We start from the raw sequence: 24833 nt of genomic DNA, 5'->3' as shown, positions 1-24833 counted from the left end.
TGCCTGCTTGGCGGGCTATTTGCCCGCCAGCACCATCTCGCGAATTTTGGTGGCTTTTTCGAAATGATCAAGCTGGTGGGTTTCGATCCACCATGTTGCTGCCTCCATCAAAAGGGCCGGATCATCATTGCGGTTGGCAAAGAACGCATAAAAGGACAGGCCGACATCCGGCCCCTTTTGCGTGATTTTACGATCACAAACGGCAATGATTTTGTCGCGCAGGCTTTGACGCATGATGGCTCCGATAAAATCAGACTGGCTGCAAGGGGTTGATGTATGAACGGTTTGCCGCGAAATTGGCACCCTGATCCTGCGCCTCACATGACAGTTTCTGTCAGGACAGAATTCCCGAAAGGTTCGACATGCAACTTCCCCAGCCCCTGATTCATGGCAAACTGATCAAGCGTTACAAACGTTTCCTTGCCGATATCGAACTTGATAATGGCGAGATGATCACGGCCCATTGCGCCAATCCGGGCGGGATGATCGGGCTTAAGGAACCGGGCATTGATGTCTGGCTGTCGCAATCGGATAACCCGAAACGCAAACTGAAATATAGCTGGGAACTGTGCCAGATCGGCGATGCATGGATCGGGATCAATACGGCGCACCCCAATGCCATCGTCGAGGAAGCGATCCTGTCGGGCAAAATCCCGGAACTGGCGGGTTATGAGAATCTGAAACGTGAAGTCAAATACGGCAAAAACTCACGAATTGATATTCTGCTTTCTGATCCCGAACGCGGGCTTTGCTATGTCGAAGTCAAGAATGTGCATCTGAAACGCGACGAAGATATGCCCGGCCTTGCCGAATTTCCAGATGCCGTCACCGCGCGCGGGGCCAAGCATCTTGATGAAATGGCCGATATGGTTGCCGAAGGTCATCGGGCGGTGATGTTTTATCTGATCCAGCGCACCGATTGTGATCGCTTTACCCTGTCGACCGATATTGATCCCCATTACGGCGAACGGTTCAAGGCCGCACGCAGCAACGGGGTCGAAGCGATTGCCTATGATTGTTCGATTGATACAAATGCCGTGACCGTCCGGTCCGCGTTACCGATTGTCGGTCTTTAAACCCGGCCCCCAAATCCCTGCATATCAGCCAATCCTTGCCAATTTCGGCGTCTGGCTTTATGTCATTGGACTATAAAACACAGATATACCTCGCTGAGATTAAGGAGATTTCGGGTGGCGAACGGAACAGTCAAACTTCACGGCCCCGAAGCATTTGAAGGCATGCGCGCCGCAGGTAAGCTGGCAGCGGAAGTGCTTGATATGATTACCCCGCATGTCGTGCCGGGTGTGACCACGGGTGAACTTGATCGCCTGTGTGATGAATATATTCGTGATCACAATGCGATTTCGGCCTGCCTTGGCTATCGCGGTTTTCCGAAATCGATCTGCACATCGATCAACCATGTGGTCTGTCACGGCATCCCCGGCGACAAGAAACTGGCCAATGGCGACATCATGAATATTGATGTCACGGTTATTCTTGATGGCTGGTATGGCGATACATCGCGCATGTATATCGCAGGCACGCCAAAAATCATGGCGCAGCGCCTTGTCGATGTGACCTATGAGTCGCTTTGGCGTGGCATCAATGCGGTAAAGCCGGGCGCGACCCTTGGCGATATTGGCCATGCGATCCAGTCCTATGCCGAAAGCGAACGTTTCTCGGTCGTGCGTGATTTTTGTGGTCACGGCCTTGGTCAGGTATTCCATGATGCGCCGAATGTCCTGCATTACGGCAAGCCGGGCGAAGGTTTGGTTCTTGAGCCGGGCATGATCTTTACGATTGAACCGATGATCAATCAGGGAACCTATGCGTGCAAAATTTTGCCAGATGGCTGGACAGCGGTAACGCGAGACCGCAAACTGTCCGCACAGTTTGAACATTCGCTCGGCGTGACGGATGACGGGTTTGAAATCTTTACCCGATCCCCGGCCGGTCTGGACAAGCCGCCCTATAACCTGCCCGCCGCGGCAGAATAAACAAGGGCCAAAACGGGGGAAGCAGAATTGAGCGAAACCGAAGATCGCAAACCTGCTTCTGCCCCGACTATCCCCACCCCATCTGAAATTGATGACGGAACGCGGGTCTTTTTTGATCAGACCCGCGACCATGTGGCATCAAACGTATCGGCCACCGTGGGTGCAGAAAGTCCATCCCAAGATGGTAACGCTGCATCAAAGTCGCCCAAACCCGCAAAGCCCCATTATCACGGCCACCGGCAGCGCCTGCGCGAACGCTTTATCAAGGGCGGTGCGGATGCTTTGGCCGATTACGAGCTTTTGGAATTGATGCTGTGCATGGCGATGCCGCGTGGTGATGTCAAACCACTGGCCAAAGCCCTGATTGCCCAATTCGGTAGTTTTGCCAATGTCCTTGCCGCCCGTCCCGAAGATTTGCAAACAGCCAAGGGATTGGGGGATGCCGGCATCGCCGCCATTAAAATCGCCGAGGCCAGCGCACGACATCTGTCACGCGAACGCGCCATGGAATTGCCGGTGATCGCCAGTTGGGAACAACTGATTGATTATTGTCGGGTGCGGATCGGGCACCTTAAGACCGAAGAACTGCATTTACTGTTTCTGGATCGCAAAAACCGCCTGATTGCCGATGAATGTCATCAACATGGCACAGTTGATCACACACCGGTCTATCCGCGTGAAGTCATCAAGCGCGCGCTGGAACTTCATGCATCGGCGATCATTCTTGTGCACAACCATCCAAGCGGCGATGCCACGCCCTCAAAGGGGGACATCGACATGACCCGCAAGATTGTTGATGCTGCCAAGGCCATGGATATCACCGTGCATGACCACATCATCATCAGCCATGCCGGATATAATTCCTTCAAGACGCTTGGCCTGATATAGCCATCCCTTCATTTCATCTTTTGCCGGAAAACAACCATGCCCCATATCGGTTTGTTCGCGCTGGTCGTGCGCGACTATGACGAAGCCATCGCCTTTTACACCGACAAAGTCGGGTTTGATCTGATTGAAGATAGCGACTTGGGGGGCGGCAAACGCTGGGTCGTGATTGCCCCCAAGGGCGCAGAGGAAACCCGTATTCTACTCGCACAGGCAAGCGACGAAGACCAAACCAAGGCCATTGGCAATCAGACTGGCGGGCGGGTTGGCTTTTTCCTCAATACCGATGACTTCGCCCGCGATCACGCCCGCATGACGGCGGCCGGTGTCCAGTTTCTGGAACAACCGCGCTACGAGCCATATGGCACGGTCGCGGTGTTCGAAGATATTTATGGCAACAAGTGGGACCTGCTTGAACTGACAGGGCAGTAGCAAAGTAAAAAGGTACGTGGGCCAGTCGATGAATTGGGGGAGACCGGCCCACGCCGATGGCATGACTGCACATCGGAAAGTGTGGGGTTAGACGAAAGAAATCGTGTCAGCTCCTAGAAGCTGTAGACAAGACCGATACCGGCACTGAAAACATAGTCTTCATCAATGATCGGGCTGTCGGTGTATTCGTCAGGCAGATAGTGGAAACCATGCGTTCCGATCAGCATGATTTGTTCTGTCAGCGGATAAGTCACCGTGAAGTCGATATGCGGGATGAAGGCAGCATCAGGCGCATAATAAGCCCGGTCACTGCGGACTTCCTTGCGGCGGACACCAACCATGTGATCCACCAGCTTATCGCTTTGCCAGGTGATCCCGCCGCCCCAGCTGAAACTGACATCGCCCCATTGTTCCGGGACGACATAAGACACATCAACCTGATGACCATCATGGGCATCGTTCACATCGGTGAGGTAGTTGGTGATCAACGAACCGCGCCAGATATTGGCGGAAAAACCAAGACCGGCCTCAAAGGCCATGTCACGTTCTTCCATCCCGCGCAGGTAACTGCCATCGCCATTATCAAACGGTTCGGTGCGGATTGATCCGATCAGTGATGCACTAAAGACATCGTTTTTAAAGAATTTGATATCGATACCATCAACACCGATATGCATGCGTTCCGAATCATAGGCAACAACCGGCAACAGCCCCAGTTCAACATCATCGGTCCCGCGATAGGGATTGTTTGACGCGCCGCCAAAGGCGCCGATCTGCCAATTTCCACCAAACCACGGATCAAGGGCATCACCGGTTTTCGGATTTACCTGATCGCGAAGCGTTTCCTTTTTCGCCTGCTGGGCCTGCGAAGGAGTGGTGTACAAAATCAGAAGTGCGGTCAGGCACAACGTCACACCGGCAAACAGCAAACTGTTCCCGACACGACGCAATACATAAGTTTCAGACATCTACTTAAACACCTTGAAATGAGAAGGTGTGCAGAACCTGCCTGAATATGGATTGGCTGGCGTCCGGCTCTATAATATCGAACCGGACAAAGACCTGTTCGGGGTACGAATGATCATTCGTACCCGTCAAATATCTGATTTATCAAGATTTTCGGTGCGATACGCACTTGGTGTCTTGCCGGTGATTTTCTTGAAGGCAAGATTGAAAGTCGACTTGGAATTAAAGCCGACACTGGTTGCGATATCGAGAATGGTGCGATCCGGCGCGTCAATCAGAAGCTTTGATGCCTCGTTGGTGCGGGCTTCGTTGATAAAATCAAAGAAGCTTTTGCCAAGATGCTGGTTCAGGACAAAGGATAACTGATTTGGCGTCGCGGCAATTGCATTTGCCAGTTTCGGCATCGAAAGAAGCGGATCAAACAGCATGTCGGTTTCGGTCGCGACCCGTTTCAATCGCTCACAAATACGCCTGACATCATCGTCATCAAGAAGTGACTTCGTGCTATTACCATCATCGGATGTGACGCCCCCGCTTCCTGATCGGTCAGACAGCAGATCATTTTGTTCATCACGGACTGTATCCTGCCATTCGGCTTGGACAAAAAGGGCTGGCGAAGACGCCATCAGATGACACATCCGGAAAAAGACCAGGGCGAAGCTGCCCTGCACAATTGTTGTCAGCCAGGTACCATCATCAACGAAAATATCGATCACCGAGGTTACTGTGAAGATCACAAAAATCGCGGTGATGCCGATCAGGATTTCTTGGATCCAGCGGCGTAAAGCAACCTGATCCGCACCGAGTTGCTCGCCAGCTTGTCGCAGATAGCCAAGTGCGACTTTCCATATCTTGGGCATATAGGCAAAAAGCTGCACATAAAGCCCGATAAAGGTCGACATCAACAGGACCGACAACAAAAGGTTCTCATCCAAAGCAAGATCGATTTCGACATCGGTGCCGTGGATTATTTCAGGCACGAACTGATCAAACAAAATCCATACTGCGACTGACGTTGCCACCAAAACTGGAATCAAAACCAGAAAATGATAGATGGGCCGACGTACCGGCTGATCCGCGATTTCTCGGAAATACAGATAAATTGACGGTACAAAGGCAAAGGTCATCGACATGAAAACCGGTGCGACCAACAACATCCATCTCGGTGTTAGAAAAACATCGGTGATGTCTTCAATAAAGCTTAGACAGGCCGTCAGGGCAAAAACCATCAGCCAACGGTTTGCACGAAAGGCACGCTTGCCCTCCTGGCGCAGAAGTGAAATCAGAAAACCGGCTTGTGCCAGTCCGACAACGGCAATCACCATCAGAACAAGTTTCGGGGTTTCGGTCACCATTCTGACAGGTCCAGTTTCGAGATTACGGGGCTGAAATACCGGTTGTTACAACCGGTTGAATATTTGCGCTATCCGCCGAGCGGCTATTTTCGCGGTCGGAAGAATTATGCACGCGATAGGTACTGGGTGTCATACCCGTTACACGCTTGAAGGCAAGATTGAAAGTCGATTTGGAGTTAAAACCGACCTCTGTCGCAATATCAAGAATTGTCCGCTCGGGCTCGGAACATAAAAGCCGGGCAGCTTTGTGAACACGCACGGAGTTCACATATTCAAAGAATGATTGCCCGAGTACGTTATTGAGCGTGTGCGACAACTGGTTCGGCGTCACGCCAATCCGGACGGCAAGTTTTGGCATTGTCAGAAGCGGATCAAACAATAGCTGCCCTTCGGCTTCCACCTGTTCGAGCTTTTTACAAATCAGCGCGGTCTGGTCATCATCCTTCATGATCGTGCGGCCAGACCGGGGAGAACCCCGCATTGCGTCTGCAGCTGCCTGGCCTGTACGAAACGGTTGACTGGCCAACAGGAAATTCAGGCGCAGCAAAACCAGAACAAATCCCAGATTGATCAGGATATTCGGCCAACGCATGTCGTGCGACGCGATTTGCAAAATCTGTGACAGCGCAAAGGCAATCAATGCCGCGTGAAGGCAAGGAACAACACCGTTTATCCAGCGACGTCGAGACAGGCTTTCGGGATCACCCTTTGCCTTCAGGATACGGGCATATCGAATGGCGGTTCGCGTAAGTGCGCCATGATAGATGCTGACAAAGATAAACAAGCCGACCAGCAATCCGTTTGCCATCAAGCTCAGACCGAAGTCCGTTTCAAACGTGATTTCAAGAGGTTTGCCAGCAAGCAGATCATCGCCATAGCGGGCAAACACCATCGCGATCAGAACACCGACCGCGATACAGGCAATCGGAGCGGCAAGAAAATGACGCCACGGGCGATCAGGTACATCGCCCGACATTTCGCGGAAATACAAATAAACTGCAGGTGCCAACGCGAAATAGGCACTGAAAAGCAACGGTTCAAGCAAAAGCGCGATTGCCGTACCGACAAGCTGCAAAATCACAATGCGCGCAAAGGACAGCGACAACGCAAACAGGAAAATCCCCATCCAGCGATTGGTGTGCCAGGCACTCGCACCTTCATTGCGCAGAACCATGAACAGGAATCCCGCCTGTACCACCCCGGTCACGGAAATTACGAATGACAGGATATCAATGGTTTCAAACATCTTGAACGGTGCCGTTCCGCAGTTGGACTTACCAATACGCAGTAACCCGTATCGCGTGGCGGTTTGTTTCTCAACGGATATTTGCCGCCATCACGGTTTATTCACGGTGCCAAGGACCGATTTCGGCATTGGATTTTGATGAATATCTCGACTTGTTCGAATCGCGGCACGGTCCGAAAAACCCTTAAATGTGAAATACTTCACAGGAAATCTGCAACCATTAGGCGCAGTGCGGTCGTTGCACCGGCAAAGATGTCAAAAAGCTATCTGCATATCGCAACGCAACAAAAACCGCAGAAAATTGGCCTATTTTGCAATCAACTGCAAAATTACACCTCAAAACCATCAAAACAACGCAAATATCGACCAATTGCGTCAATTTCGCGAAATCCTACTTGAAGTTGACAGAATGCGGCCTCAGTATTTTTGCGTACGTACTTTCAGGGAGTAGGTACGAACAAATCATAACCAACAAGGGAGACATCACACATGTCAGACAACACGAAGACCAAAAAGGGTCTCGTGAACGGGTTGCTGAAATCCTCACGCGCCTTTGTTCTTGGTACTGCCTTGATCGCCGGTTCCATGACCATGCTGTCGAGCACCTATGCCCACGCAGAGAAAATCCTGCGCATCGGCAATGACGGCGAACCGCAATCCATGGACCCGCATTTCATTTCCACCGTTCAGACCAGCCGTATTTCCGATGATATGTCGCTTGGCCTTCTGACCTATGGCCCGGATGGCGAACCGGTTGCCGGTGCTGCTGAAAGCTGGACCGTTTCAGAAGACGGCAAGACCTATACCTTTAAAATCCGTGATCACAACTGGTCGGATGGCGTGCCGGTAACCGCACAGGATTTCATCGCCGGTTGGGAACGCCTTCTTGATCCGGAACTGGGTGCGGAATATGCGTCCCTTCTTTACATCATCGAAGGTGCCGAGGCGGTAAATACCGGTAAGGAAGGCGCAAAGCTTGGCGTTAAAGCCATTGATGATCACACCCTTGAGGTCAAACTGACCGCACCGGCCCCCTATTTCCTTGCACAGCTGACCCACCAGACCGCGTTTGCCATTCCGCGTCATGTCGTGGAAAAATTCGGCAAGGACTGGGTAAAGCCCGAGCATATCGTGGTGAACGGCGCCTACAAACTTGTTGAATGGCTGCCGAACGTTCACACCAAACTGGTCAAAAACGACAAATTCTATGATGCCGCCAATGTTCCGATCGACGAGGTGATCTATTACACCTACGAAGATCGCACTGCGATGCAGAACCGTTTCCGCGCCAATGAACTTGATGTGGCCCGCGACATCGCATCCGAACAGATTTCCTGGCTGCGTGATAATCTGGCCGACAGCCTGCGCATCGCACCATATGCCGGCATCTACTATTATGCGATCCGCACCGACAAGGACAAATTCAAGGATGTCCGCGTGCGCAAGGCACTTTCCCTTGCCCTGAACCGCGAAGCCATCACTGATGCGGTTCTGAAAACCGGCGAACTTCCGGCCTATTCCTTTGTTCCACCGGGAACCGGCAACTATGCAGAACCGGCATACACTGCCTGGAAAGACCTGCCCTATGCCGAGAAACTTGCAGAAGCCAAAAAATTGATGGCAGAAGCCGGTTACAGTGCAGACAACCCGCTTAAATTCACCCTGCGTTACAACACATCGGAAAACCACAAACGTATCGCGATTGCGGCACAAAACATGTGGAAACAGATCGGTGTCGAAGCCGAACTGTTCAATTCCGAAGGCAAAATCCACTATGCAGATCTGAAAGTTGGTGACTTCGAAGTTGCCCGTGCTGGCTGGATTGCTGATTACAACGATGCCCAGAACTTCCTGTTCCTTGGCGAAGAACGTACCGGCCCGCTGAACTATGCCGCCTTTGACAACCCGCGTTACAACGAGTTGATGCTGGCAGCAGAAAATGAAGGAGACCTGAAAAAGCGTTCCAGCCTGATGCATCAGGCCGAAGCCATCATGATGGAAGCGCAGCCTTACATCCCCATTTACTACTATGTCTCGAAACAGCTGATCTCGCCAAAGATCAAAGGCTGGATCGACAATGCCCCGGATCGTCACCTGACCCGCTGGCTCGACATCGCTGAGTAAATCCTGTCTTCCGTGCCGCAGGCTGTGTGGTTTTTCCTCCCACCCGCAGCCTGTGGCCACCCCGACGGGGATGAGAGAGAATTATGTTATCTTACGCCATTCGGCGGCTGTTGATTGCGATCCCGACTTTGTTCATCGTGATCACAGTGGCCTTTTTCATGATGCGTATTGCACCGGGCGGCCCGTTCGATCAGGAACGCGCATTGCCGCCGGAAATCGAAAAGAACATCAAGGCCGCCTACGACCTTGATAAACCGCTGATCGAACAATACGGCATCTATATCGGAAAACTGTTTCAGGGTGATTTTGGCCCGTCGATCAAAATTCGCGACTTTAGTGTTGCCGAACTGATCATGGCCGGTGCGCCCGCCTCGATGCAGCTTGGGCTAAGTGCGATTGCCATCGCCCTTGTTTTTGGCGTGGCGTTCGGCACCTATGCGGCCCTTCGGCAAAACAGTGCCGTTGATTTTGCGGTCATGGGTGTTGCCATGATCGGCATTGCCATCCCGAACTTTGTCATGGCCCCGCTGCTGTCACTTGTCTTCGGATTGTATCTTTCGATCCTGCCAACAGCTGGATGGGGGGATGGCGAAATCCAGTACAAGATATTACCGACCATTGCCCTTGCCCTGCCCCAGATCGCCTATATCGCGCGACTGACCCGTGGATCGATGGTCGAAGTTCTTCATTCCAACTATATCCGAACCGCACGCGCCAAGGGGTTGCGTGAAAAGCTTGTGGTCAACCGCCATGCGATCAAAGGCGCGCTTTTACCTGTTGTTTCCTATCTTGGCCCGGCAACGGCGGCGGTGATGACAGGATCGGTTGTTATCGAAAGCATCTTTGGCGTGCCCGGTATCGGCACCTATTTCGTCAAGGCGGCGCTGAACCGTGACTATCCGCTGGTGATGGGTGTGGTCATTGTCTATGCGGTGATGATCATCATGCTGAATTTCCTGGTCGACATGGTTTACGGCCTTCTTGATCCAAAATTGAAGTCACACTGATGATGAATAAATCTGAAAAGACAGCAATGCTGGAAGCGGCCGGTGCGCCCGACGAGATCGAAGGTCGCAGCCTGTGGCGCGATGCGCGTATCCGTCTGTTTCGCAACAAGGCGGCCGTGGGGTCCATGATCGTTTTGGGCATCATTACCTTGTTGGCGATATTCGCCCCGCTTCTAAGCCCCTATGAGTATGACCAGATCGACTGGGGATACATTCAGGAAGGCCCGAACTGGGAAAACGGCCATATCTTTGGCACCGATGGGAATGGACGCGATCTGTTTATCCGGGTTCTGTATGGCGCACGAGTATCGCTTGCGGTTGGTTTGCTTGCCACCGCGGTATCCCTTGCCATCGGGGTGACCTATGGTGCGGTTGCCGGGTATTTCGGGGGCCGGATCGACAACATCATGATGCGGTTTGTCGATATCCTTTATTCCCTGCCCTTCATGTTCTTTGTCATCATGTTGATGGTGGTGTTTGGTCGAAACATTTTCCTGATCTTTGTGGCCCTTGGTGCGGTTGAATGGCTGACCATGGCACGCATTGTCCGTGGTCAGACCCTATCCCTGCGTCGGCGCGAGTTTATCGAAGCAGCCCACGCCACAGGTGTTTCGAACTTCAAGATCATTTTCCGCCATATCATCCCCAACGTTCTGGGGCCGGTCATCGTCTATATGACCCTGACCATCCCGCAGGTCATCCTGACCGAGAGTTTCCTGTCTTTCCTTGGACTGGGCGTGCAGGAACCGCTGACCAGTTGGGGGGTACTGATTTCCGAAGGGGCCAAGGTGATCGAAGCATCCACCTGGATGCTGATCTATCCGGCGGTGTTCCTGGCACTGACCCTGTTCTGTTTCAACTTCATCGGTGACGGTCTGCGCGATGCGCTTGATCCGAAGGACAGATAAAGGAAGGCAAGGATCGTTAACATGACAACCAATCATATTCTGACTGTCGAAAATCTGACGACCAGCTTTCAGACACCTGATGGCAAGGTAGAGGCCGTCAATAATGTCAATTTCGCGTTGGATCCCGGCGAGACCCTTGGCGTGGTCGGCGAATCCGGTTCGGGCAAGACACAGATTTTCATGTCTATCATGGGCCTTCTGGCCAAAAACGGCGCGTCAACCGGATCGGTTCGATACAAGGATACCGAAATCCTGAACCTGCCACCGCGCGAATTGAACAAGATCCGCGGCGTTTCGATGTCGATGATCTTTCAGGATCCGATGACGTCACTGAACCCGTATCTCAAAATCTCCAAACAGATGACAGAGGTCCTGGTTGAACATCGCGGCATGTCCGAGGGCGAGGCCCTTAACCGTGCCATAGCAATGCTTGATCGCGTCGGCATCCCCGGTGCGGCCCAGCGTGTTCACATGTATCCGCATGAATTTTCGGGCGGGATGCGCCAGCGCGTCATGATTGCCATGGCACTGCTATGTGACCCGGAAGTTCTGATTGCCGATGAACCAACCACCGCCCTTGATGTCACCGTACAGGCCCAGATTCTTGATCTTCTGCGTGATCTGCAAAAGGATTTCAACACGGCCACGGTCATGATCACCCACGACCTTGGCGTGGTCGCCGGATTGTGTGACCGGGTGATGGTGATGTATGGCGGTCGTGTTGTCGAAACCGGATCGGTGCGCGACATTTATTACGACAGCCATCATCCCTATACCGAGGGTCTTCTGAAATCGATGCCGCGCATTGATCACGCCAACGAAGAAAGCCTGTTTGCCATTCCCGGCCAGCCACCCAACTTACAAAACCTTCCGACCGGCTGCGCCTATCAGGCGCGGTGCGGCTATGTCACGGATCGTTGCAGCGCCGAACGTCCGGTTCTGAAAAGCTTTGACCAGGGCCGCGCCAGTGCCTGTTTCCGGGAGGATGGCAAATGACCGCAATAAATCCGAATACCCCCAAAAAAGACAGCTCCCCGATCCTGTCAGTTCGCGACCTGAAAGTTCATTTTGCCATTCCGGGCAAGGGCCTGTTTGCACCGGACCGGCAACTTAAGGCCGTCGACGGGGTGAATTTTGATCTTTATCCCGGCGAAACGCTTGGTGTTGTCGGGGAGTCCGGCTGTGGCAAATCGACCCTTGGGCGGGCGATCCTGCAACTGATTGCCCCAACCGAAGGAAAGGTCGCCTGGCTTGGCAAAGATATTGTCGGTGCCCCGCACCGTGAAATGCAGCCGCTTCGCCGTGATTTGCAGATCATTTTCCAGGATCCGTTGGCCAGCCTTAACCCCCGCATGACCATTGGCGAAATCATCGCCGAGCCACTGGTCACGCACAAACCGGAACTGGGCAAGGAAGAGATCAAGGCACGGGTCAAACGCATGATGGCGCGGGTCGGGCTTTTGCCGCAGATGATCAATCGTTATCCGCATGAATTTTCGGGTGGTCAGTGCCAGCGCATCGGCATTGCACGTGCCATGATCCTTGAACCGAAACTGATCGTCTGTGACGAACCGGTTTCGGCACTTGATGTCTCCATTCAGGCGCAAATCGTCAATCTGTTGCAGGAATTGCAGCGCGAATTTGACCTGTCCCTGATTTTCATCAGCCATGACCTGTCGATTGTTCGCCATATCTGTCACCGGATCATGGTGCTGTATCTCGGCAACGTCATGGAACTGGCCGATCGTGACAGCATCTATGCCGCCCCGAAACATCCCTATACCAAGGCGCTGATTTCAGCGGTTCCGATCCCCGATCCCGAGATCGAACGCAACAAGGAGCGCATCGTTCTGACCGGCGATTTGCCCAGTCCGCTTTCGCCGCCATCGGGATGTGTTTTCAGAACGCGCTGTCCCTTTGCCAAAGACCAATGCGCTAGGGAAACACCAAAGCTTGAACATGTATCAAGCAACCAGGAAGTCGCCTGTCATTTTCATGAAAGCATCTGAATAAGAAGCCCCCATAAATTGCACCCTGAACTTGATGGACCGTCCTTGTGGCGGTCTTTTTTTTAAGGATAGTTCAGTGCAAATGATCAGCCAGCGAGCCATCCCGATCAGGACGGCCCGCTGGCGGAAAATGTGTCCCTATCAGTATGCTTCGAGATTGATCATCTCAAGCACGTCCATCATGCGAACCCGGTCTTCACCCTTGCGCACATAACGCACCAGAACATACTGGGCGTTTTCATCCAGCGCCGCCTGCATGATCTTTTCAAAATCTTCGGGGGTAACCATGGAAGTATCATTTACCTGCGTGATAAAATCACCCTTATCAAAACCGGCACGTGATGCCTGGCTCATGGTTTCCATGCGGTCGACGACAAGACCGGTTGTTCCGACCGGAAGCTCAAGCTTCTTCCAGGCCTTTTCATTGGCAGGTACGAGATCCATACCCATGATTTCCATCCGGCCATCATCCTTCTTGTTATCACCAATCCCCAGTTTTTCGCGTTCCTGTGCGCGACGACGGGATTTGGCTTCATCCATGTCGTCAGGGATCAGGGTAAAGCTGCGATATCCGTTATGACGCCAGACCGTCACAGTGGTTTCGCCTTTGACCATTGCCGCCTGCATCCGGAAACTCATCCGGGATTTAACACTTTCGCCATTGACGGCGACAATCACGTCACCGGCCCGAATACCGGCCTTGTAAGCAGGTTCATCATCAGGCGCGCGCGCGATCAACATGCCTTCGTCGCGATCCATCCCAAGAAGCTTGCCCATGCCTTTTTTGACTTCGCTATAACCGATGCCAAACCAGCTGCGCTTGATCTCGCCATCTGCGATCAACAGCTTGATGATGCCCTGTGCATGTTCAGACGGGATCGAAAACGCCAGTCCTTCGTTCCCGCCAGAGCGGGTATAAAGTGCTGAGTTCACGCCAATCACCTTGCCATCCATCGACAAAAGCGGCCCGCCGGAATTCCCCTTATTCACAGCAGTATCGGTCTGAATGTAAGGGTTATATTGCCCTTTGCTCAGTTCACGCTGCTTGCCGGAAATAACCCCGGTGGTCAGACTTTGATCAAACCCGTACGGATAACCAACCGCAAAAACCTCATCGCCGATTGCACTGGCATGCGCACTGCCCCATTTCAGCGGCGTCACGCCATCTGGCATGTCGACCTTAAGGACGGCAAGATCGGTCAGGAAGTCCTTGCCGACCAGTGTTGCCGGAAGACGACGATCATCATTCAGGACAACGATAAATCGCATACCATCACGCACCACATGTTCGTTGGTAACGATCAGACCATCATGCGAGACAAAGAAACCTGTCCCGGTCGCTTTGTTGCGACGCTGTTTTTCCCAGTCATGTTTGGGTTCGTTCGGGTCTTCCTTTTCATCTTCGTCATCATTGTCATCTTTGCGGCGCTCGTCCGGGGGAAGCCAGAAATCTTCGCCATTTTCTTTTTTCTCGCGTTCTTCAGCGACGATCTCGTTGTAGCTTTTCTTGACCACATTGATACGCACCACCCCCATCGAGATATCCTTGTAGATATCGGAAAGGATGGTTTCGCCGGTCGCGGCGAAGGATGGCGACGGCATGCCAATGCCCGGCATTGCCAACAAACCTGACACCATGCCAATGGCGATCAGACGGGATATCGAAACTCTCATTGCGGGTATTCCCTTTGGACAAAGAAAGGCGCACCAGCGCAAAGCTGGCGTGCCAACTGTGGAAATTTCAGTAGGTGTATGTGAGGCCAAGCCAGAACGTCCGGCCTTTGCGATAGGGGTTCGCCGATGACAGCGTGTGGTTCCCCCCGCGATTGAGCACATTGTCAATCGAGGCATTGAGCGTAAGAACACCGTGTTCTTCACGGATGACGTCGTAATCAAGCGTCATATCCAAATCGAAGCGGGCCTTGTTATAGCCGTCTTCGTAGATGTCATAAGACTCGCCATCGACCGTAATATTCGATCCGCTATCCTTGATCGTGTCATAGCCCATCGTGTACCGCCCTGTCAGGCCCGTACGCAGACTGTCATCAAGGTAACTGGAATACAAAGTGGCGTTGAACATGATCGGTTCGTCGAGATTTCCGGTCAGAACATTCAAATCCATCGTCTGGATCACGTTACCTTTGTAGTAGACCCCTTCGTCCTCGTCGCTGGTAACGTAATAGGTGTTGTTTGACGTACGCCGTTCGGAATATTGACCATTGATACTGAAAGCATGACGACCACCCCACGGGTCGCCACCGATCTGCTTGCTCCATTCAACCGAATAGGACGAATAGGAACTCGATCCGTCGTTTGACAGGGTATAGGTCGAAAGACTGCTGTCTGTTGAATCGCGCGCAAACTGGTCTTTGCCTTCGCGCTCGATCCATTTCAGGCGCGTTGTTCCACCAAGGAACGGCAAGGGAAAGGAAACGGCAGCAGTACGTTCATCGGTAAAGGGGGTTTTGAGGCCCGCACCACTGAAGTTGTATTTCGTCCCCGACGACAAATATGACCAGTCGTCAGAGTAAATGATGTCGGTCCCGCTGGTCGTGCCCGTACGGCTTTCGACAGTGGTGGCCGGTGTTGCATCACGCAGGGCATAACTTAGCATATTTGCAGAATAATAGCGGTTCCAGCCGGCCGTGAAGCTGATGTCCCAATCGGTGTAATAGGTCGCATTAAAACGCGGCGCCAGATTGGTATTGCCAAGAAAAGTCTCGCGTTCCAGACGAAGTCCCGGACGCACTTCGAGTTCTCCGAACGGAACTGCATCAAAAAGCATTCCGTATTCGGCATAAAGTGCCCCGGTGGCGAAGCTTGTCGTGCCCGAAAAACTGTTATACTTGACGCGCCGTCTTGATACCTGGTCACCATCATCGCAAGCAACATCGTCAGCATCAGCACAGACAATGTTGCTGTTCACCGAAGTCGAGTAGTAATAGAAAACATCTTCAGGACGCCGACGGTTGGCACGAATGGTGTGCAGATCGGCGCCGACCAGAACATCTCCCCCCCACAAGTCCCCCGTCAAATCAGCGGTATATCCCAGATCCTGCTCGGTTTGGCTCAGATCACCATACCAGCCGTCATAGCAGTTGGTTGCACCACATAAATTCTCGTACTTGGAACCGGCTACGCCTGAACGGATCTGTCGCCGAATGTTGCTTTCGGACTCCCGGGCGTTTTGCGATGTATTGAAAGACAGCTTGGTATCGAGTTTCAGGTTCGAGAAACCGAAACCTTCATAGTCGATGGGCGTTTCAAGTCCGACATAGGTGCTGACCCCGTCGCCGGTAATATCCATCTCGCTGTTATAGTTTTCGGTCGCCGCCCATTCCTGCGTGTAAGGTGCGTAGATAATCTGGGTCGTCAGTTTGACCCCGTTGTCACCTTTGAATTGCAGCTTGCCCAGAATGTTGTCGGCTTCACTTTGGGTCGTTACCTGGCGCCCGAAATAGTCATCACCTGCTGTTTTGGTTGTTTCTGCCGTCTTGCGTTCTGCCGACAACAACAGCCCCCAGTTTTCGGCAACAGGCCCACTGGCATGGGACCCAAAATTCAGGCGACTAAATCGCGGTTCGCGTGCCTCTGTATCCGGCGTATCCTCAGATTTGAGATGATAGTCCGTCCAGTTCGACCCAGCCCGGCTGATATTGGCCGAAAAAGTTGGTGTGTCGCTTGGGTCCATGACCGTGTAATTGATTACACCACCTTGAAAGCCGCCATATTTGGCCGAGACGTTACTATCAAGAATCTCAGCCTGCTCCAGGATCGATGCGCTGACATAGACACTTTGCGGGTGCAGCCCGTAAAGATCATCCGCATTGATCGAGCTTTTATCATCGTCAGGCAGGTTGCTTTCACCGTTGTAACTTGAATCCGTACCGCCAATTGAATTGATGCCAATCCCGTCAAGCCGGATATTGTTTTGATCAATTGCCCCGCCTGAAATGCTCAGAGTTTGCGGACGCAAATCTTGTTCGGCTGTTGCCGAAGCACCATCGTCACGCTGTCCCGGCGCCACATACTGAACATTCGGATTGGCGCGAAAAATCATGTTTGGATCGTTATTGCCCTGAACAAATCCCTTGATCAGTTCCGAGCTGTAAACCGTCGACCCACTGGCAGAACCCGATCCCAGCGCAACACCCGGTGCCCGACTGGCCTGCACCACAATCGGGGCCGTCATGGTTTCGTCATTCGTTTCCGGGGCATAGCGTTCAAGAACGACAATTTGACCGTTGATCAGCGAAAAGGTCAGGTCGGTTCCATCGAACAAAGCCTGAAGCGCTGATTGCAAATCAAACGTTCCCGAAAGCGCATTGCCATCCTGGGCAAGGTTCACCCCGTCGACTGCGGAAAAAGGATGCCCCGTAAGCTCAGAGATTTTTTCCAAAGCCTGCATCAAGGGCTGCGCCGGAATATCGAACGGATACTTGGTAACGATAATGGCCGGGGTATTTTCGGTTTCAGGTGTGACACCTGTGTTTGCCGCGGGCCCTGATTGTTGGGCATGAGCAGAAACACCAAAGATCGCAATCAGCATGGAAGCACATGCCACCCCTGACATAAGCTTCCATTTCTTCCCCCCGTCCGACTTACTGGAGCAAAGCATCAAGTCGGAAACCCCGTTATTCATAGTCATCAGATGTCGCCTGATATCCGTTATTGCGTATCACTCGCAAATACGGACGCGACGTATCAGACAAACCGGACAGATTTTTCTTACTTTTTTGAAAGAAGCCCAAACCCAGGGGAAATCAGGGCAGCATTTATCGGGAAAATCAGATGCGATCCGTCAACAGGACATACCCGAACGGCAAGTCATATCGATTGACTTTCAAAGACTTGACCAGAAGGCCGATGGTCTTTTCGCCGTCTGCAACATTAAGACGCCCGCGCACCAAACGATCGGCAACGCCCGGATCGATCACAAGCTTTATACCGCTTTGGCGTCGAATTGCCGCCGCAACATCGACAAGGGGCTTTGATGCAAACAGACGCCATCCCTCGGACACTTTTTCAATTTGTGCCGCTGTTATTTCGCGTCGGATCAGCTTGCCCGTCTGATCCAATATGATCCCCTGTCCGGCTGTCAGGGTTACTTCGCCAAATTCGCCACTTTGACGTTCGCGAACGCGAACGATACCCTCGGCCACACCAATTTCATCACCGTGCGGATCACTGATGACAATGAATTGCGTACCGACAACAGTTACATCACTGTATGCGGTTGAAACCACCATTGGCCGGTTTTTATCCGGAGATGCTTCGATTGTTATCGCACCTTCTTCAAGGTGAAGATGTCTTTGTTCAGACGTCATCGCCCAGGATACAACAGCTCCGGGTGCCAGTGTGATCCGACTGCCATCTGAAAGAGTTTGGTGAATAGCATAACGTTCCGCAACCAGACGCTGGTCCCGGTCACCTCCCCCTGCAATATTCAGACTGCTCAGGGCAATTACAGCCGCAACCGAAAGCGTTGCCGCAATCCCGGCAAACAGACCCATCCTTCGCACGAGGCGTCTTGTCCTGGATGCTGCCGGTTCGAAATTCCGGGATGCCGGCTTTCGCGCCTGCTTATTCGGACTGCCCGGTTGCGTCTGAAGTTCTGCCTCCAAACCGGCAAGCAGGTTATTAAACCCGTCATCGGCCATGAACGCATTTACTTTGTCCGCGGCAATCTGGTGATCCGGGCTGCGCTGGCACCATTCCCTGAATTCTGCATAAATGTCGGAATTTGGATCGTCTACACCCTTTCGGGCATGCCAAGCGATCGCCAGATCCATCAGGTCGTCGGACATCAGGGCATCAGTAACCTCGTCTTGATCAGACAGGTTGTCGCTGACTGGGCCCCGGTCCCAATGTTGCGGCTTGTCACTCACAATCATCGCCTAGTCGAGTTTTTCCAGAATATCGCGGCATGCCGATAATGCACGATACAGGTGCTTTTCAATCGCGGACTGCGACAGTCCGGTCACAGATGCGATTTCATCATGGCTCTTACCATGCAACTTTCGCAAGATGAAGACTTCCCGTGATCGCGGCGTCAGGGTTCTAAGTGCTTTCTCAAAGGCTTCAAGCCGCTGACGATGGTAGATTACCTGTTCGACAGACGGGGTATCTGCCGCTGTCCATTCAAGCGGATCACTTTCCTGTTGAAGATCAACCATCACGCCCGCGCTATTGCGCCTGCGCATACGATCACGCACCAGATTGATCACGATGGTCCGCAAATAGGCAGGTCGATCATCAATCGACTGATCCGATGCCCCCGCAGCACGGATGAATGCGTCCTGGACAATATCGCGCGCTTCTTCCAAATCACCCAACCTGCGCGCAGCAAGACGCAACAGGTTTTCACGTTCCTGTTCGAAAGCACGAAGCAAATTGTTTGGATAGCCCGACTGCGAAAGCATAAATCGTTTGGGTGTGATTGGCGGGGATGGCGGAAGCAGGTTACTGCAATACACCAACCAACCTTAAATGCAAATGGTTATTAATTACATTCGCATTCCAACGAGCAACAAAGGTTCCCGCTTTCCTCCACCGACATAAGCCAGAAACGTCACGTTGAAATAATGAACTGTTCGATATCGACTTCGTCGCATTGATTGGGACGAAGATATCGGCGGCCATAATCGATATAGGTGCCGCTGACCAAAAACAGTTCGAACAGGTCATTATCGATCTGCCCCTTGTCGCGCATATCAGCAAGTATGGCGATGCATTCCGACAACAGTTTGGGTCGTTTATAGGGGCGATCAACAGCCGTCAGGGCCTCGAATATATCGGCGATCACCATCACCTTTTCGAGGATACCCATTTCATCACCGGTCAGGCCGCGCGGATAGCCAGATCCGTCCATTTTTTCATGGTGGTTACCCGCAATTTCGGGAATTCGTTGCAGTTCCTTGGGATAGGGCAGTTGCGCAAGCATATCTTGGGTGATCACCACATGATCATTGATCACCTGCCGTTCTTCAGAGGTCAGGGTGCCGTGCGGGACGGACAGGTTATAAAGCTCGCCGCGGTTAAAGCCCTGATAGATGTGATCTTCACGATCCATCAGAATGTTTTCTGTTCCCGGTTCGCGAAGGGATGCCAGATCAGCATCGCTCAGTCGTTCATTTTCCGCCCATGACAGACCAAGTGTCCGGTCGAAATGCCGGGTCCATTTCAGTTCGGCAATATCATGCAATGCATAGATCGCATCCGTATCAATCTCGGCATCGCCAATATTGGCATCGGCAACCAGCGCAAATTGCGCTTCAAGTTGCGAGACCTTGATCTGAAAATCGGTTTCGCAAATATCGGGGTCTTCACCCGCGAGTTTGCGTTTGAGCATCTCGATCTCGGCATCGCGTCTTAGAACTTCGAACCGGGTGCGGATTTCGTGAATGCGGTTATGGATGGTTTCAAGCTTGGTGGCTTTTTCAATGACATGATCGGGTGTTACGATCTTGCCGCAGTCATGAAGCCAGGCCGCCAGATCAAGTTCGTACCATTCCATATCGGTCAGGTAGAAATTGGAGAACGGTCCGCGCTTATCATCGACCGCGGCCTGTGCCAGCATTCTGGCAATCACCGGCACCCGGGAACAATGATCGGCCGTATGTGGGGATTTGGCGTCAATCGCATGACCAAGAACACGCACGAAGCTTTCCATAAGGTCACGCTGCGCGACCAGCAAACGACTGTTTTCAATGGCGACGGCGGCCTGACTGGCAAGTGCGCTGATGATCGGTTCGATCTCTTTATCAAAAGAAATCACATTGCCCTGATCATCACGCGCATTGATCAGCTGAAGAACACCAATCACCGCCCCGCTGGTGTTTTTAAGCGGAACCGTCAGAAACGATTTGGACCGATAACCGGTTTTGGCATCAAAGGCGCGCGTGCCGGTAAAATCAAATCCCTCGGCGCAATAGGCGTCTTCGATATTAATCGACTTGCCACTTAGCGCAACATAGGTCGCGATATTGCGATAGTTCGGTTTGCCTTCGACATCATAAAGCGGCAAGGGCGGAAACGGCTTTTCGGCTTCGCGACCGCTGACGAAAAAGGTGTTGAGTGTATCGTTCATCAGAATGCGAAAATGCAGTTCGCTTTCTTCGCGATTCACAAGATAAAGCGACCCGCCATCCGCGTTGGTGAAATCGCGCGCAGCCATAAGAATCTTCTGGTTAAGCTCCTCTCGCCCCTGTTGGGCTGAAAGAGCAATCCCCAGATCGACCAGTTTTGCCAGATAGCTTTCTTCACTTTTGTGGCTTTCGGTCACTTCTTTGCGGTGACTCTGCGCCTTGTCGGCTTCACGCGCCATTAATTTTCTCGCCCACTCAACAATCAGATTGTTTGCATCGTTACGCTGACACACTATCGATCAATAGTGAATATGTTACCTAAGTTGCGATTTTTCTAACAAATCACAAGTTTTTGCCGCGAAAACCGACATCACATCCCTGCCATACCGTCTGCAGGGTTGCCAATTTGCCCGGAATGGACTATCCGACGCGGTGAAAGCGTGCCGGCCTTATGATCGTGCAACTGATCACGCATTCCGATCATTCACATCATGCCCCGGCGCCCAACCATTATGCCCGGAGGCGACCGCATGATCCCCCGTTATTCCCGTCCGCAGATGACATCCATCTGGGAACCGGCGAACAAATTCCGTATCTGGTTCGAAATTGAAGCACACGCTGCTGACAAACTGGCTGAACTCGGTGTTATCCCGACTGAATCCGCCAAGCTTGTTTGGGAAAAAGGCGACAAGCCCTATACCCAGGACCGTATTGATCGCATCGACACCGTCGAAGCCGAAGTCAAACATGACGTGATCGCGTTCCTGACCGAACTGGCCGAACAGGTTGGTGAAGAAGCCCGTTTTGTCCACCAGGGCATGACCAGCTCGGACGTTCTGGACACCTGCTTTAACGTGCAGCTTGTTCAGGCAACCGACATCCTGCTTGAAGATATGGACAAGCTTCTGGCCGCCCTTAAAAAGCGCGCCTATGAAACCAAAGACGTTCCCTGCATGGGCCGTTCGCACGGCATCCACGCAGAGCCGGTGACCTTTGGTCTCAAGCTTGCGACTTTCTATGCGGAATTCAAACGTAACCGTGATCGTCTGGTTGTTGCCCGCGAAGAAATCGCGACCTGCGCCATTTCCGGTGCAGTTGGCACCTTTGCCAACATCGATCCGAGCGTTGAAGAACATGTCGCTGCCAAGCTTGGCCTGAAACCGGAACCGGTTTCGACCCAGGTTATCCCGCGTGACCGTCATGCCGCCTATTTCGCAGCCCTTGGTGTTATCGCATCCTCAATCGAGCATCTGGCAACCGAAATTCGTCACCTTCAGCGTACCGAAGTTCGCGAAGTTGAAGAATTCTTCTCCAAGGGGCAGAAAGGCTCCTCGGCGATGCCGCACAAACGTAATCCGGTCCTGACCGAAAACCTGACCGGCCTTGCCCGTCTGGTGCGTTCGATGGCAATCCCGGCAATGGAGAACGTTGCCCTGTGGCACGAGCGCGACATTTCGCACAGCTCGGTCGAACGTAATATCGGCCCGGACGCGACCGTAACGCTTGATTTCGCTTTGATGCGTTTGACCAACGTTGTCGAAAATCTGGTGATCTATCCGGAACGTATGGACGAGATCCTTAACCAGATGGGTGGTTTGGTCTTCTCGCAGCGCGTGCTGCTGACCCTGACCCAGTATGGTGTTTCGCGTGAAGATTCCTATCGCATCGTTCAGCGCAATGCGATGAAGGTCTGGAACCGCGAAGGCGATCTTCTGTCGCTTCTGAAAACCGACGAAGACGTTACCGCACGTATCCCGATGGATAAACTCGAAGCTCTGTTCGATCTTGGTTACCACACCAAGCATGTCGACACGATCTTTGCCCGCGTGTTTGCCGACTAACGGCAACCCGGATCAAATATCAAAGCCCCGGTCATTGGCCGGGGCTTTTTTTGTTCCAGATTTATTCGTGTCCGTACGCCCTGAGCAGCAATGGCAAGCGCTGCCCCTGCAGCATCATATGATCACGCATAAGAAAATCGGCTTCTGCACCATTACCCGCCAACACCGCATCTTTAATGTTCACATGCTCCTCAAATGACTGCTCAAGCCGACCTCGAATTCCATAAGGCATCGATCTGTAAGGATTGATCGTCCTGGACAAGTCAGCAAGTTGATCAATTAACCGATCATTCTCTGACGCTTTATGTATAGCAGTATGGAATTGAAGGTTTGCAGCGGCATAAGCCTCTGTATCTTCCTTCTCAACAGCCCGATTGCAGGCCTCCAGACCTTCTAAAAGATTCTTCAGATGAGCATCTGTCAAACGTTCTGACGCCAGCCGACACGCCATTCCTTCAAGCTCGGCACATACTTCAAACAGATCAATCAATTCCTTTATCGACAAAACTCTGACGAAGGCCCCTTTGCGCGACCGCGTTTCCAAGAGCCCACTTTCAACAAGTGATCTCACCGCTTCGCGTACCGGTGTTCGTGAAACCCCGAATCTTTCGGCAAGCGCTGCCTCTTCGAGCTGGTCCCCGGGGCTAAGTACACCTGATTGAATTTCGTTTTTAAGTTCTTCGATAAGTTGGTCGGCTACACGCGCCATTTACAATCCCCTGTTTCTGCGAGGATTTTATCCAGAACAAGGCCATAAGTCGACACGCAATAGTTTTTTATTGCATTCTTATAAATTTTATATGTATACAGATAAAACTCAAACGAACACACAAAGAGACATTCAGTGATCAAAACCATCCTATCGCCCACACCTACAGGTAGCACTTTTATTCCTAACCGAACCCAAGCAGAGAACTCAATCTACCGCACCAGTGGTCCACAAACGATCTCCGGCATCACGTCGCGCAGATGCTCCTTGATCAAAACAAACCTTCTTGGCTCTCAGTCGCCTGCATGCTTGTTACCATTCTGCTTCCGTGCATCTTCCCTAAGATTGCGACGTAGCGTCCGGACGCAACCATGGATTCTTCCTTGTAATTTTCACGAGAAATGAAACGGAGACCAATATGCCATTTTCGGAAAGAACCAGACGGATCGGAATGATAGTACCGAGTTCCAATGTCACTATGGAAACCGAGATTCCTGCACTTCTTAAAGCACGTGAACATATCCTGCCAGATCGCTTCACCTTTCACTCGTCACGCATGCGCATGAAAAGCGTGATCAAGGAAGAGCTGGAGGCAATGGATGCCGATAGTAAACGTTGCGCTCAAGAACTGTCTGACGCCGCAGTAGAAGTCCAAGCATATGCCTGCCTTGTTGCAATCATGTCGATGGGGCTGGGTTACCACAGAACATCATCAGAAACTCTATACCAAGCAACCGTGGACAACGGTTGTCCTACACCTATTCTCAATTCAGCAGGAGCACTGGTCGACGGCATTCAAGAACTTGGCGCGAAGAAAGTTGCTATAATTTGCCCATACATGCGGCCACTCACTGAAATGGTAGTCAACTACATTGAGAATGAAGGGATTGAAGTTCACGACTTTCTGGCACTGGAAATTCCTGACAATTTGGCGGTCGCAGCTCAGGATCCGTGCGCGCCTGCTGAACTGTGGCGTAAACTCGACCTTACAGGTGTTGATGCAATCGTTGCATCTGCTTGTGTGCAGATGCCCTCTTTGCCATCAATTGAAATGATTGAACGCGCATCTGGTCTTCCGACCTTGTCTGCGGCAGTGGCCACGACCCGGAAAATTTTGCAGATGCTTAATCTTTCCGAAATTGCACCTGGAGGAGGAGCCTTACTTTCCGGAGGTTTACCATCCAAACGCATTCAAGCCACCTGAACTCACGATCTGAATGCAACCAGCCCAATCCAGTTTCCGAGGCCAGTAATAACAATATTGCCC

Annotated in this window: 21 protein-coding genes; 11 read left to right on the top strand and 10 right to left on the bottom strand. The window is 52.2% G+C overall.

The annotated features are described in order from the left end of the window. Positions 1–15: 15 nt before the first annotated feature. Positions 16–234 (bottom strand): DUF6500 family protein, encoded by a 219-nt coding sequence (locus tag TH19_RS06360; RefSeq protein ID WP_114101489.1) that lies wholly within the window; start codon positions 232–234, stop codon positions 16–18. Positions 235–362: 128 nt separating this feature from the next. Between TH19_RS06360 and sfsA the strand changes: the two genes are divergently transcribed. The 4 genes from sfsA (at position 363) to TH19_RS06340 (ending at position 3314) form a co-directional block, all read left to right on the top strand. After that, positions 363–1076, top strand: coding sequence for a DNA/RNA nuclease SfsA (sfsA, locus tag TH19_RS06355; RefSeq protein ID WP_114101488.1), 714 nt, complete (start codon positions 363–365; stop codon positions 1074–1076). Positions 1077–1190: 114 nt separating this feature from the next. Then, positions 1191–1997, top strand: coding sequence for a type I methionyl aminopeptidase (gene map / locus TH19_RS06350; protein WP_114101487.1), 807 nt, complete (start codon positions 1191–1193; stop codon positions 1995–1997). A 27-nt stretch (positions 1998–2024) separates the two neighbouring features. Next, positions 2025–2885: a RadC family protein gene (radC, locus tag TH19_RS06345; RefSeq protein WP_114101486.1), complete on the top strand. Its 861-nt coding sequence runs from the start codon at positions 2025–2027 to the stop codon at positions 2883–2885. A 36-nt stretch (positions 2886–2921) separates the two neighbouring features. Then, positions 2922–3314, top strand: coding sequence for a VOC family protein (locus TH19_RS06340; RefSeq protein ID WP_114101485.1), 393 nt, complete (start codon positions 2922–2924; stop codon positions 3312–3314). A gap of 113 nt (positions 3315–3427) precedes the next feature. Here the strand turns inward: TH19_RS06340 and TH19_RS06335 are convergent, their stop codons facing one another. From TH19_RS06335 to TH19_RS06325, 3 genes are all read right to left on the bottom strand, one after another. After that, positions 3428–4282 (bottom strand): MipA/OmpV family protein, encoded by an 855-nt coding sequence (locus TH19_RS06335; RefSeq protein ID WP_258547845.1) that lies wholly within the window; start codon positions 4280–4282, stop codon positions 3428–3430. A gap of 126 nt (positions 4283–4408) precedes the next feature. Continuing rightward, a complete protein-coding gene (locus TH19_RS06330; RefSeq protein ID WP_114101484.1) occupies positions 4409–5635 on the bottom strand; it encodes an AraC family transcriptional regulator in 1227 nt (408 codons plus the stop codon). A 22-nt stretch (positions 5636–5657) separates the two neighbouring features. Further along, on the bottom strand, positions 5658–6881 hold the full coding sequence (locus tag TH19_RS06325) for an AraC family transcriptional regulator (RefSeq protein ID WP_114101483.1): 1224 nt from the start codon (positions 6879–6881) through the stop codon (positions 5658–5660). 489 nt (positions 6882–7370) lie between these two features. Here TH19_RS06325 and TH19_RS06320 point away from each other — a divergent pair, with 489 nt between their 5' ends. The 5 genes from TH19_RS06320 (at position 7371) to TH19_RS06300 (ending at position 12929) form a co-directional block, all read left to right on the top strand. Continuing rightward, positions 7371–9005, top strand: a complete 1635-nt coding sequence (locus TH19_RS06320) for a peptide ABC transporter substrate-binding protein (protein ID WP_114101482.1) — start codon at positions 7371–7373, stop codon at positions 9003–9005. Positions 9006–9088: 83 nt separating this feature from the next. Next, entirely contained in the window at positions 9089–10012 is a 924-nt protein-coding gene (gene oppB / locus TH19_RS06315) for an oligopeptide ABC transporter permease OppB (protein WP_114101481.1), read from the top strand. Next, positions 10012–10920: an ABC transporter permease subunit gene (locus TH19_RS06310; RefSeq protein ID WP_114101480.1), complete on the top strand. Its 909-nt coding sequence runs from the start codon at positions 10012–10014 to the stop codon at positions 10918–10920. The genes oppB and TH19_RS06310 overlap by 1 nt, the downstream gene beginning before the upstream one ends. A gap of 21 nt (positions 10921–10941) precedes the next feature. After that, positions 10942–11916 carry an ABC transporter ATP-binding protein gene (locus TH19_RS06305; RefSeq protein WP_114101479.1) on the top strand — a complete coding sequence of 325 codons (975 nt, stop codon included), beginning with the start codon at positions 10942–10944 and terminating at the stop codon, positions 11914–11916. Beyond that, the gene (locus TH19_RS06300; RefSeq protein ID WP_114101478.1) at positions 11913–12929 is read left to right on the top strand and encodes an ABC transporter ATP-binding protein; all 1017 of its coding nucleotides are present in this window, start codon (positions 11913–11915) and stop codon (positions 12927–12929) included. The genes TH19_RS06305 and TH19_RS06300 overlap by 4 nt, the downstream gene beginning before the upstream one ends. 141 nt (positions 12930–13070) lie before the next feature. Here the strand turns inward: TH19_RS06300 and TH19_RS06295 are convergent, their stop codons facing one another. The 5 genes from TH19_RS06295 to TH19_RS06275 form a co-directional block, all read right to left on the bottom strand. After that, positions 13071–14603 (bottom strand): trypsin-like peptidase domain-containing protein, encoded by a 1533-nt coding sequence (locus TH19_RS06295; RefSeq protein ID WP_181846330.1) that lies wholly within the window; start codon positions 14601–14603, stop codon positions 13071–13073. A gap of 67 nt (positions 14604–14670) precedes the next feature. Continuing rightward, on the bottom strand, positions 14671–17577 hold the full coding sequence (locus tag TH19_RS06290; protein ID WP_147250720.1) for a TonB-dependent receptor: 2907 nt from the start codon (positions 17575–17577) through the stop codon (positions 14671–14673). Positions 17578–17716: 139 nt separating this feature from the next. Further along, positions 17717–18817, bottom strand: a complete 1101-nt coding sequence (locus tag TH19_RS06285) for a FecR family protein (RefSeq protein WP_181846329.1) — start codon at positions 18815–18817, stop codon at positions 17717–17719. A gap of 9 nt (positions 18818–18826) precedes the next feature. Further along, entirely contained in the window at positions 18827–19351 is a 525-nt protein-coding gene (locus TH19_RS06280) for an RNA polymerase sigma factor (protein WP_114101474.1), read from the bottom strand. A 149-nt stretch (positions 19352–19500) separates the two neighbouring features. Beyond that, positions 19501–21255 (bottom strand): HD family phosphohydrolase, encoded by a 1755-nt coding sequence (locus tag TH19_RS06275; protein WP_114101473.1) that lies wholly within the window; start codon positions 21253–21255, stop codon positions 19501–19503. A 291-nt stretch (positions 21256–21546) separates the two neighbouring features. Here TH19_RS06275 and purB point away from each other — a divergent pair, with 291 nt between their 5' ends. Continuing rightward, positions 21547–22857: an adenylosuccinate lyase gene (purB, locus tag TH19_RS06270; RefSeq protein ID WP_114099202.1), complete on the top strand. Its 1311-nt coding sequence runs from the start codon at positions 21547–21549 to the stop codon at positions 22855–22857. Between the two features lie 61 nt (positions 22858–22918). Here purB and TH19_RS06265 read toward each other — a convergent pair whose 3' ends face one another. Continuing rightward, the gene (locus tag TH19_RS06265) at positions 22919–23566 is read right to left on the bottom strand and encodes a GntR family transcriptional regulator (protein ID WP_114101472.1); all 648 of its coding nucleotides are present in this window, start codon (positions 23564–23566) and stop codon (positions 22919–22921) included. 418 nt (positions 23567–23984) lie between these two features. On the opposite strand from TH19_RS06265, the gene TH19_RS06260 reads away from it, so the two are divergent. Next, entirely contained in the window at positions 23985–24770 is a 786-nt protein-coding gene (locus tag TH19_RS06260) for a maleate cis-trans isomerase family protein (RefSeq protein ID WP_278006877.1), read from the top strand. Positions 24771–24833: the final 63 nt, after the last annotated feature.

It is taken from the genome of Thalassospira profundimaris (assembly GCF_003326675.1).
GTDB classification, from domain to species: domain Bacteria; phylum Pseudomonadota; class Alphaproteobacteria; order Rhodospirillales; family Thalassospiraceae; genus Thalassospira; species Thalassospira aquimaris.
Note: the sequence above shows the minus strand (reverse complement) of the source record. Positions and strands in the feature narration are given on the sequence as shown.

What these genes read in the sequence shown, in the direction of transcription:
- TH19_RS06300 (WP_114101478.1), top strand. Translation starts at nt 11,913, where the DNA reads ATGACCGCAATAAATCCGAATACCCCCAAAAAAGACAGCTCCCCGATC.
- TH19_RS06275 (WP_114101473.1), bottom strand. Translation starts at nt 21,255, where the DNA reads ATGGCGCGTGAAGCCGACAAGGCGCAGAGTCACCGCAAAGAAGTGACC.
- TH19_RS06295 (WP_181846330.1), bottom strand. Translation starts at nt 14,603, where the DNA reads ATGAGAGTTTCGATATCCCGTCTGATCGCCATTGGCATGGTGTCAGGT.
- TH19_RS06305 (WP_114101479.1), top strand. Translation starts at nt 10,942, where the DNA reads ATGACAACCAATCATATTCTGACTGTCGAAAATCTGACGACCAGCTTT.
- TH19_RS06310 (WP_114101480.1), top strand. Translation starts at nt 10,012, where the DNA reads ATGATGAATAAATCTGAAAAGACAGCAATGCTGGAAGCGGCCGGTGCG.
- TH19_RS06265 (WP_114101472.1), bottom strand. Translation starts at nt 23,566, where the DNA reads ATGGCGCGTGTAGCCGACCAACTTATCGAAGAACTTAAAAACGAAATT.
- TH19_RS06340 (WP_114101485.1), top strand. Translation starts at nt 2,922, where the DNA reads ATGCCCCATATCGGTTTGTTCGCGCTGGTCGTGCGCGACTATGACGAA.
- TH19_RS06280 (WP_114101474.1), bottom strand. Translation starts at nt 19,351, where the DNA reads ATGCTTTCGCAGTCGGGCTATCCAAACAATTTGCTTCGTGCTTTCGAA.
- TH19_RS06260 (WP_278006877.1), top strand. Translation starts at nt 23,985, where the DNA reads ATGCCATTTTCGGAAAGAACCAGACGGATCGGAATGATAGTACCGAGT.
- oppB (WP_114101481.1), top strand. Translation starts at nt 9,089, where the DNA reads ATGTTATCTTACGCCATTCGGCGGCTGTTGATTGCGATCCCGACTTTG.
- TH19_RS06335 (WP_258547845.1), bottom strand. Translation starts at nt 4,282, where the DNA reads ATGTCTGAAACTTATGTATTGCGTCGTGTCGGGAACAGTTTGCTGTTT.
- TH19_RS06325 (WP_114101483.1), bottom strand. Translation starts at nt 6,881, where the DNA reads ATGTTTGAAACCATTGATATCCTGTCATTCGTAATTTCCGTGACCGGG.
- sfsA (WP_114101488.1), top strand. Translation starts at nt 363, where the DNA reads ATGCAACTTCCCCAGCCCCTGATTCATGGCAAACTGATCAAGCGTTAC.
- purB (WP_114099202.1), top strand. Translation starts at nt 21,547, where the DNA reads ATGATCCCCCGTTATTCCCGTCCGCAGATGACATCCATCTGGGAACCG.
- TH19_RS06320 (WP_114101482.1), top strand. Translation starts at nt 7,371, where the DNA reads ATGTCAGACAACACGAAGACCAAAAAGGGTCTCGTGAACGGGTTGCTG.
- TH19_RS06330 (WP_114101484.1), bottom strand. Translation starts at nt 5,635, where the DNA reads ATGGTGACCGAAACCCCGAAACTTGTTCTGATGGTGATTGCCGTTGTC.
- TH19_RS06290 (WP_147250720.1), bottom strand. Translation starts at nt 17,577, where the DNA reads ATGACTATGAATAACGGGGTTTCCGACTTGATGCTTTGCTCCAGTAAG.
- TH19_RS06360 (WP_114101489.1), bottom strand. Translation starts at nt 234, where the DNA reads ATGCGTCAAAGCCTGCGCGACAAAATCATTGCCGTTTGTGATCGTAAA.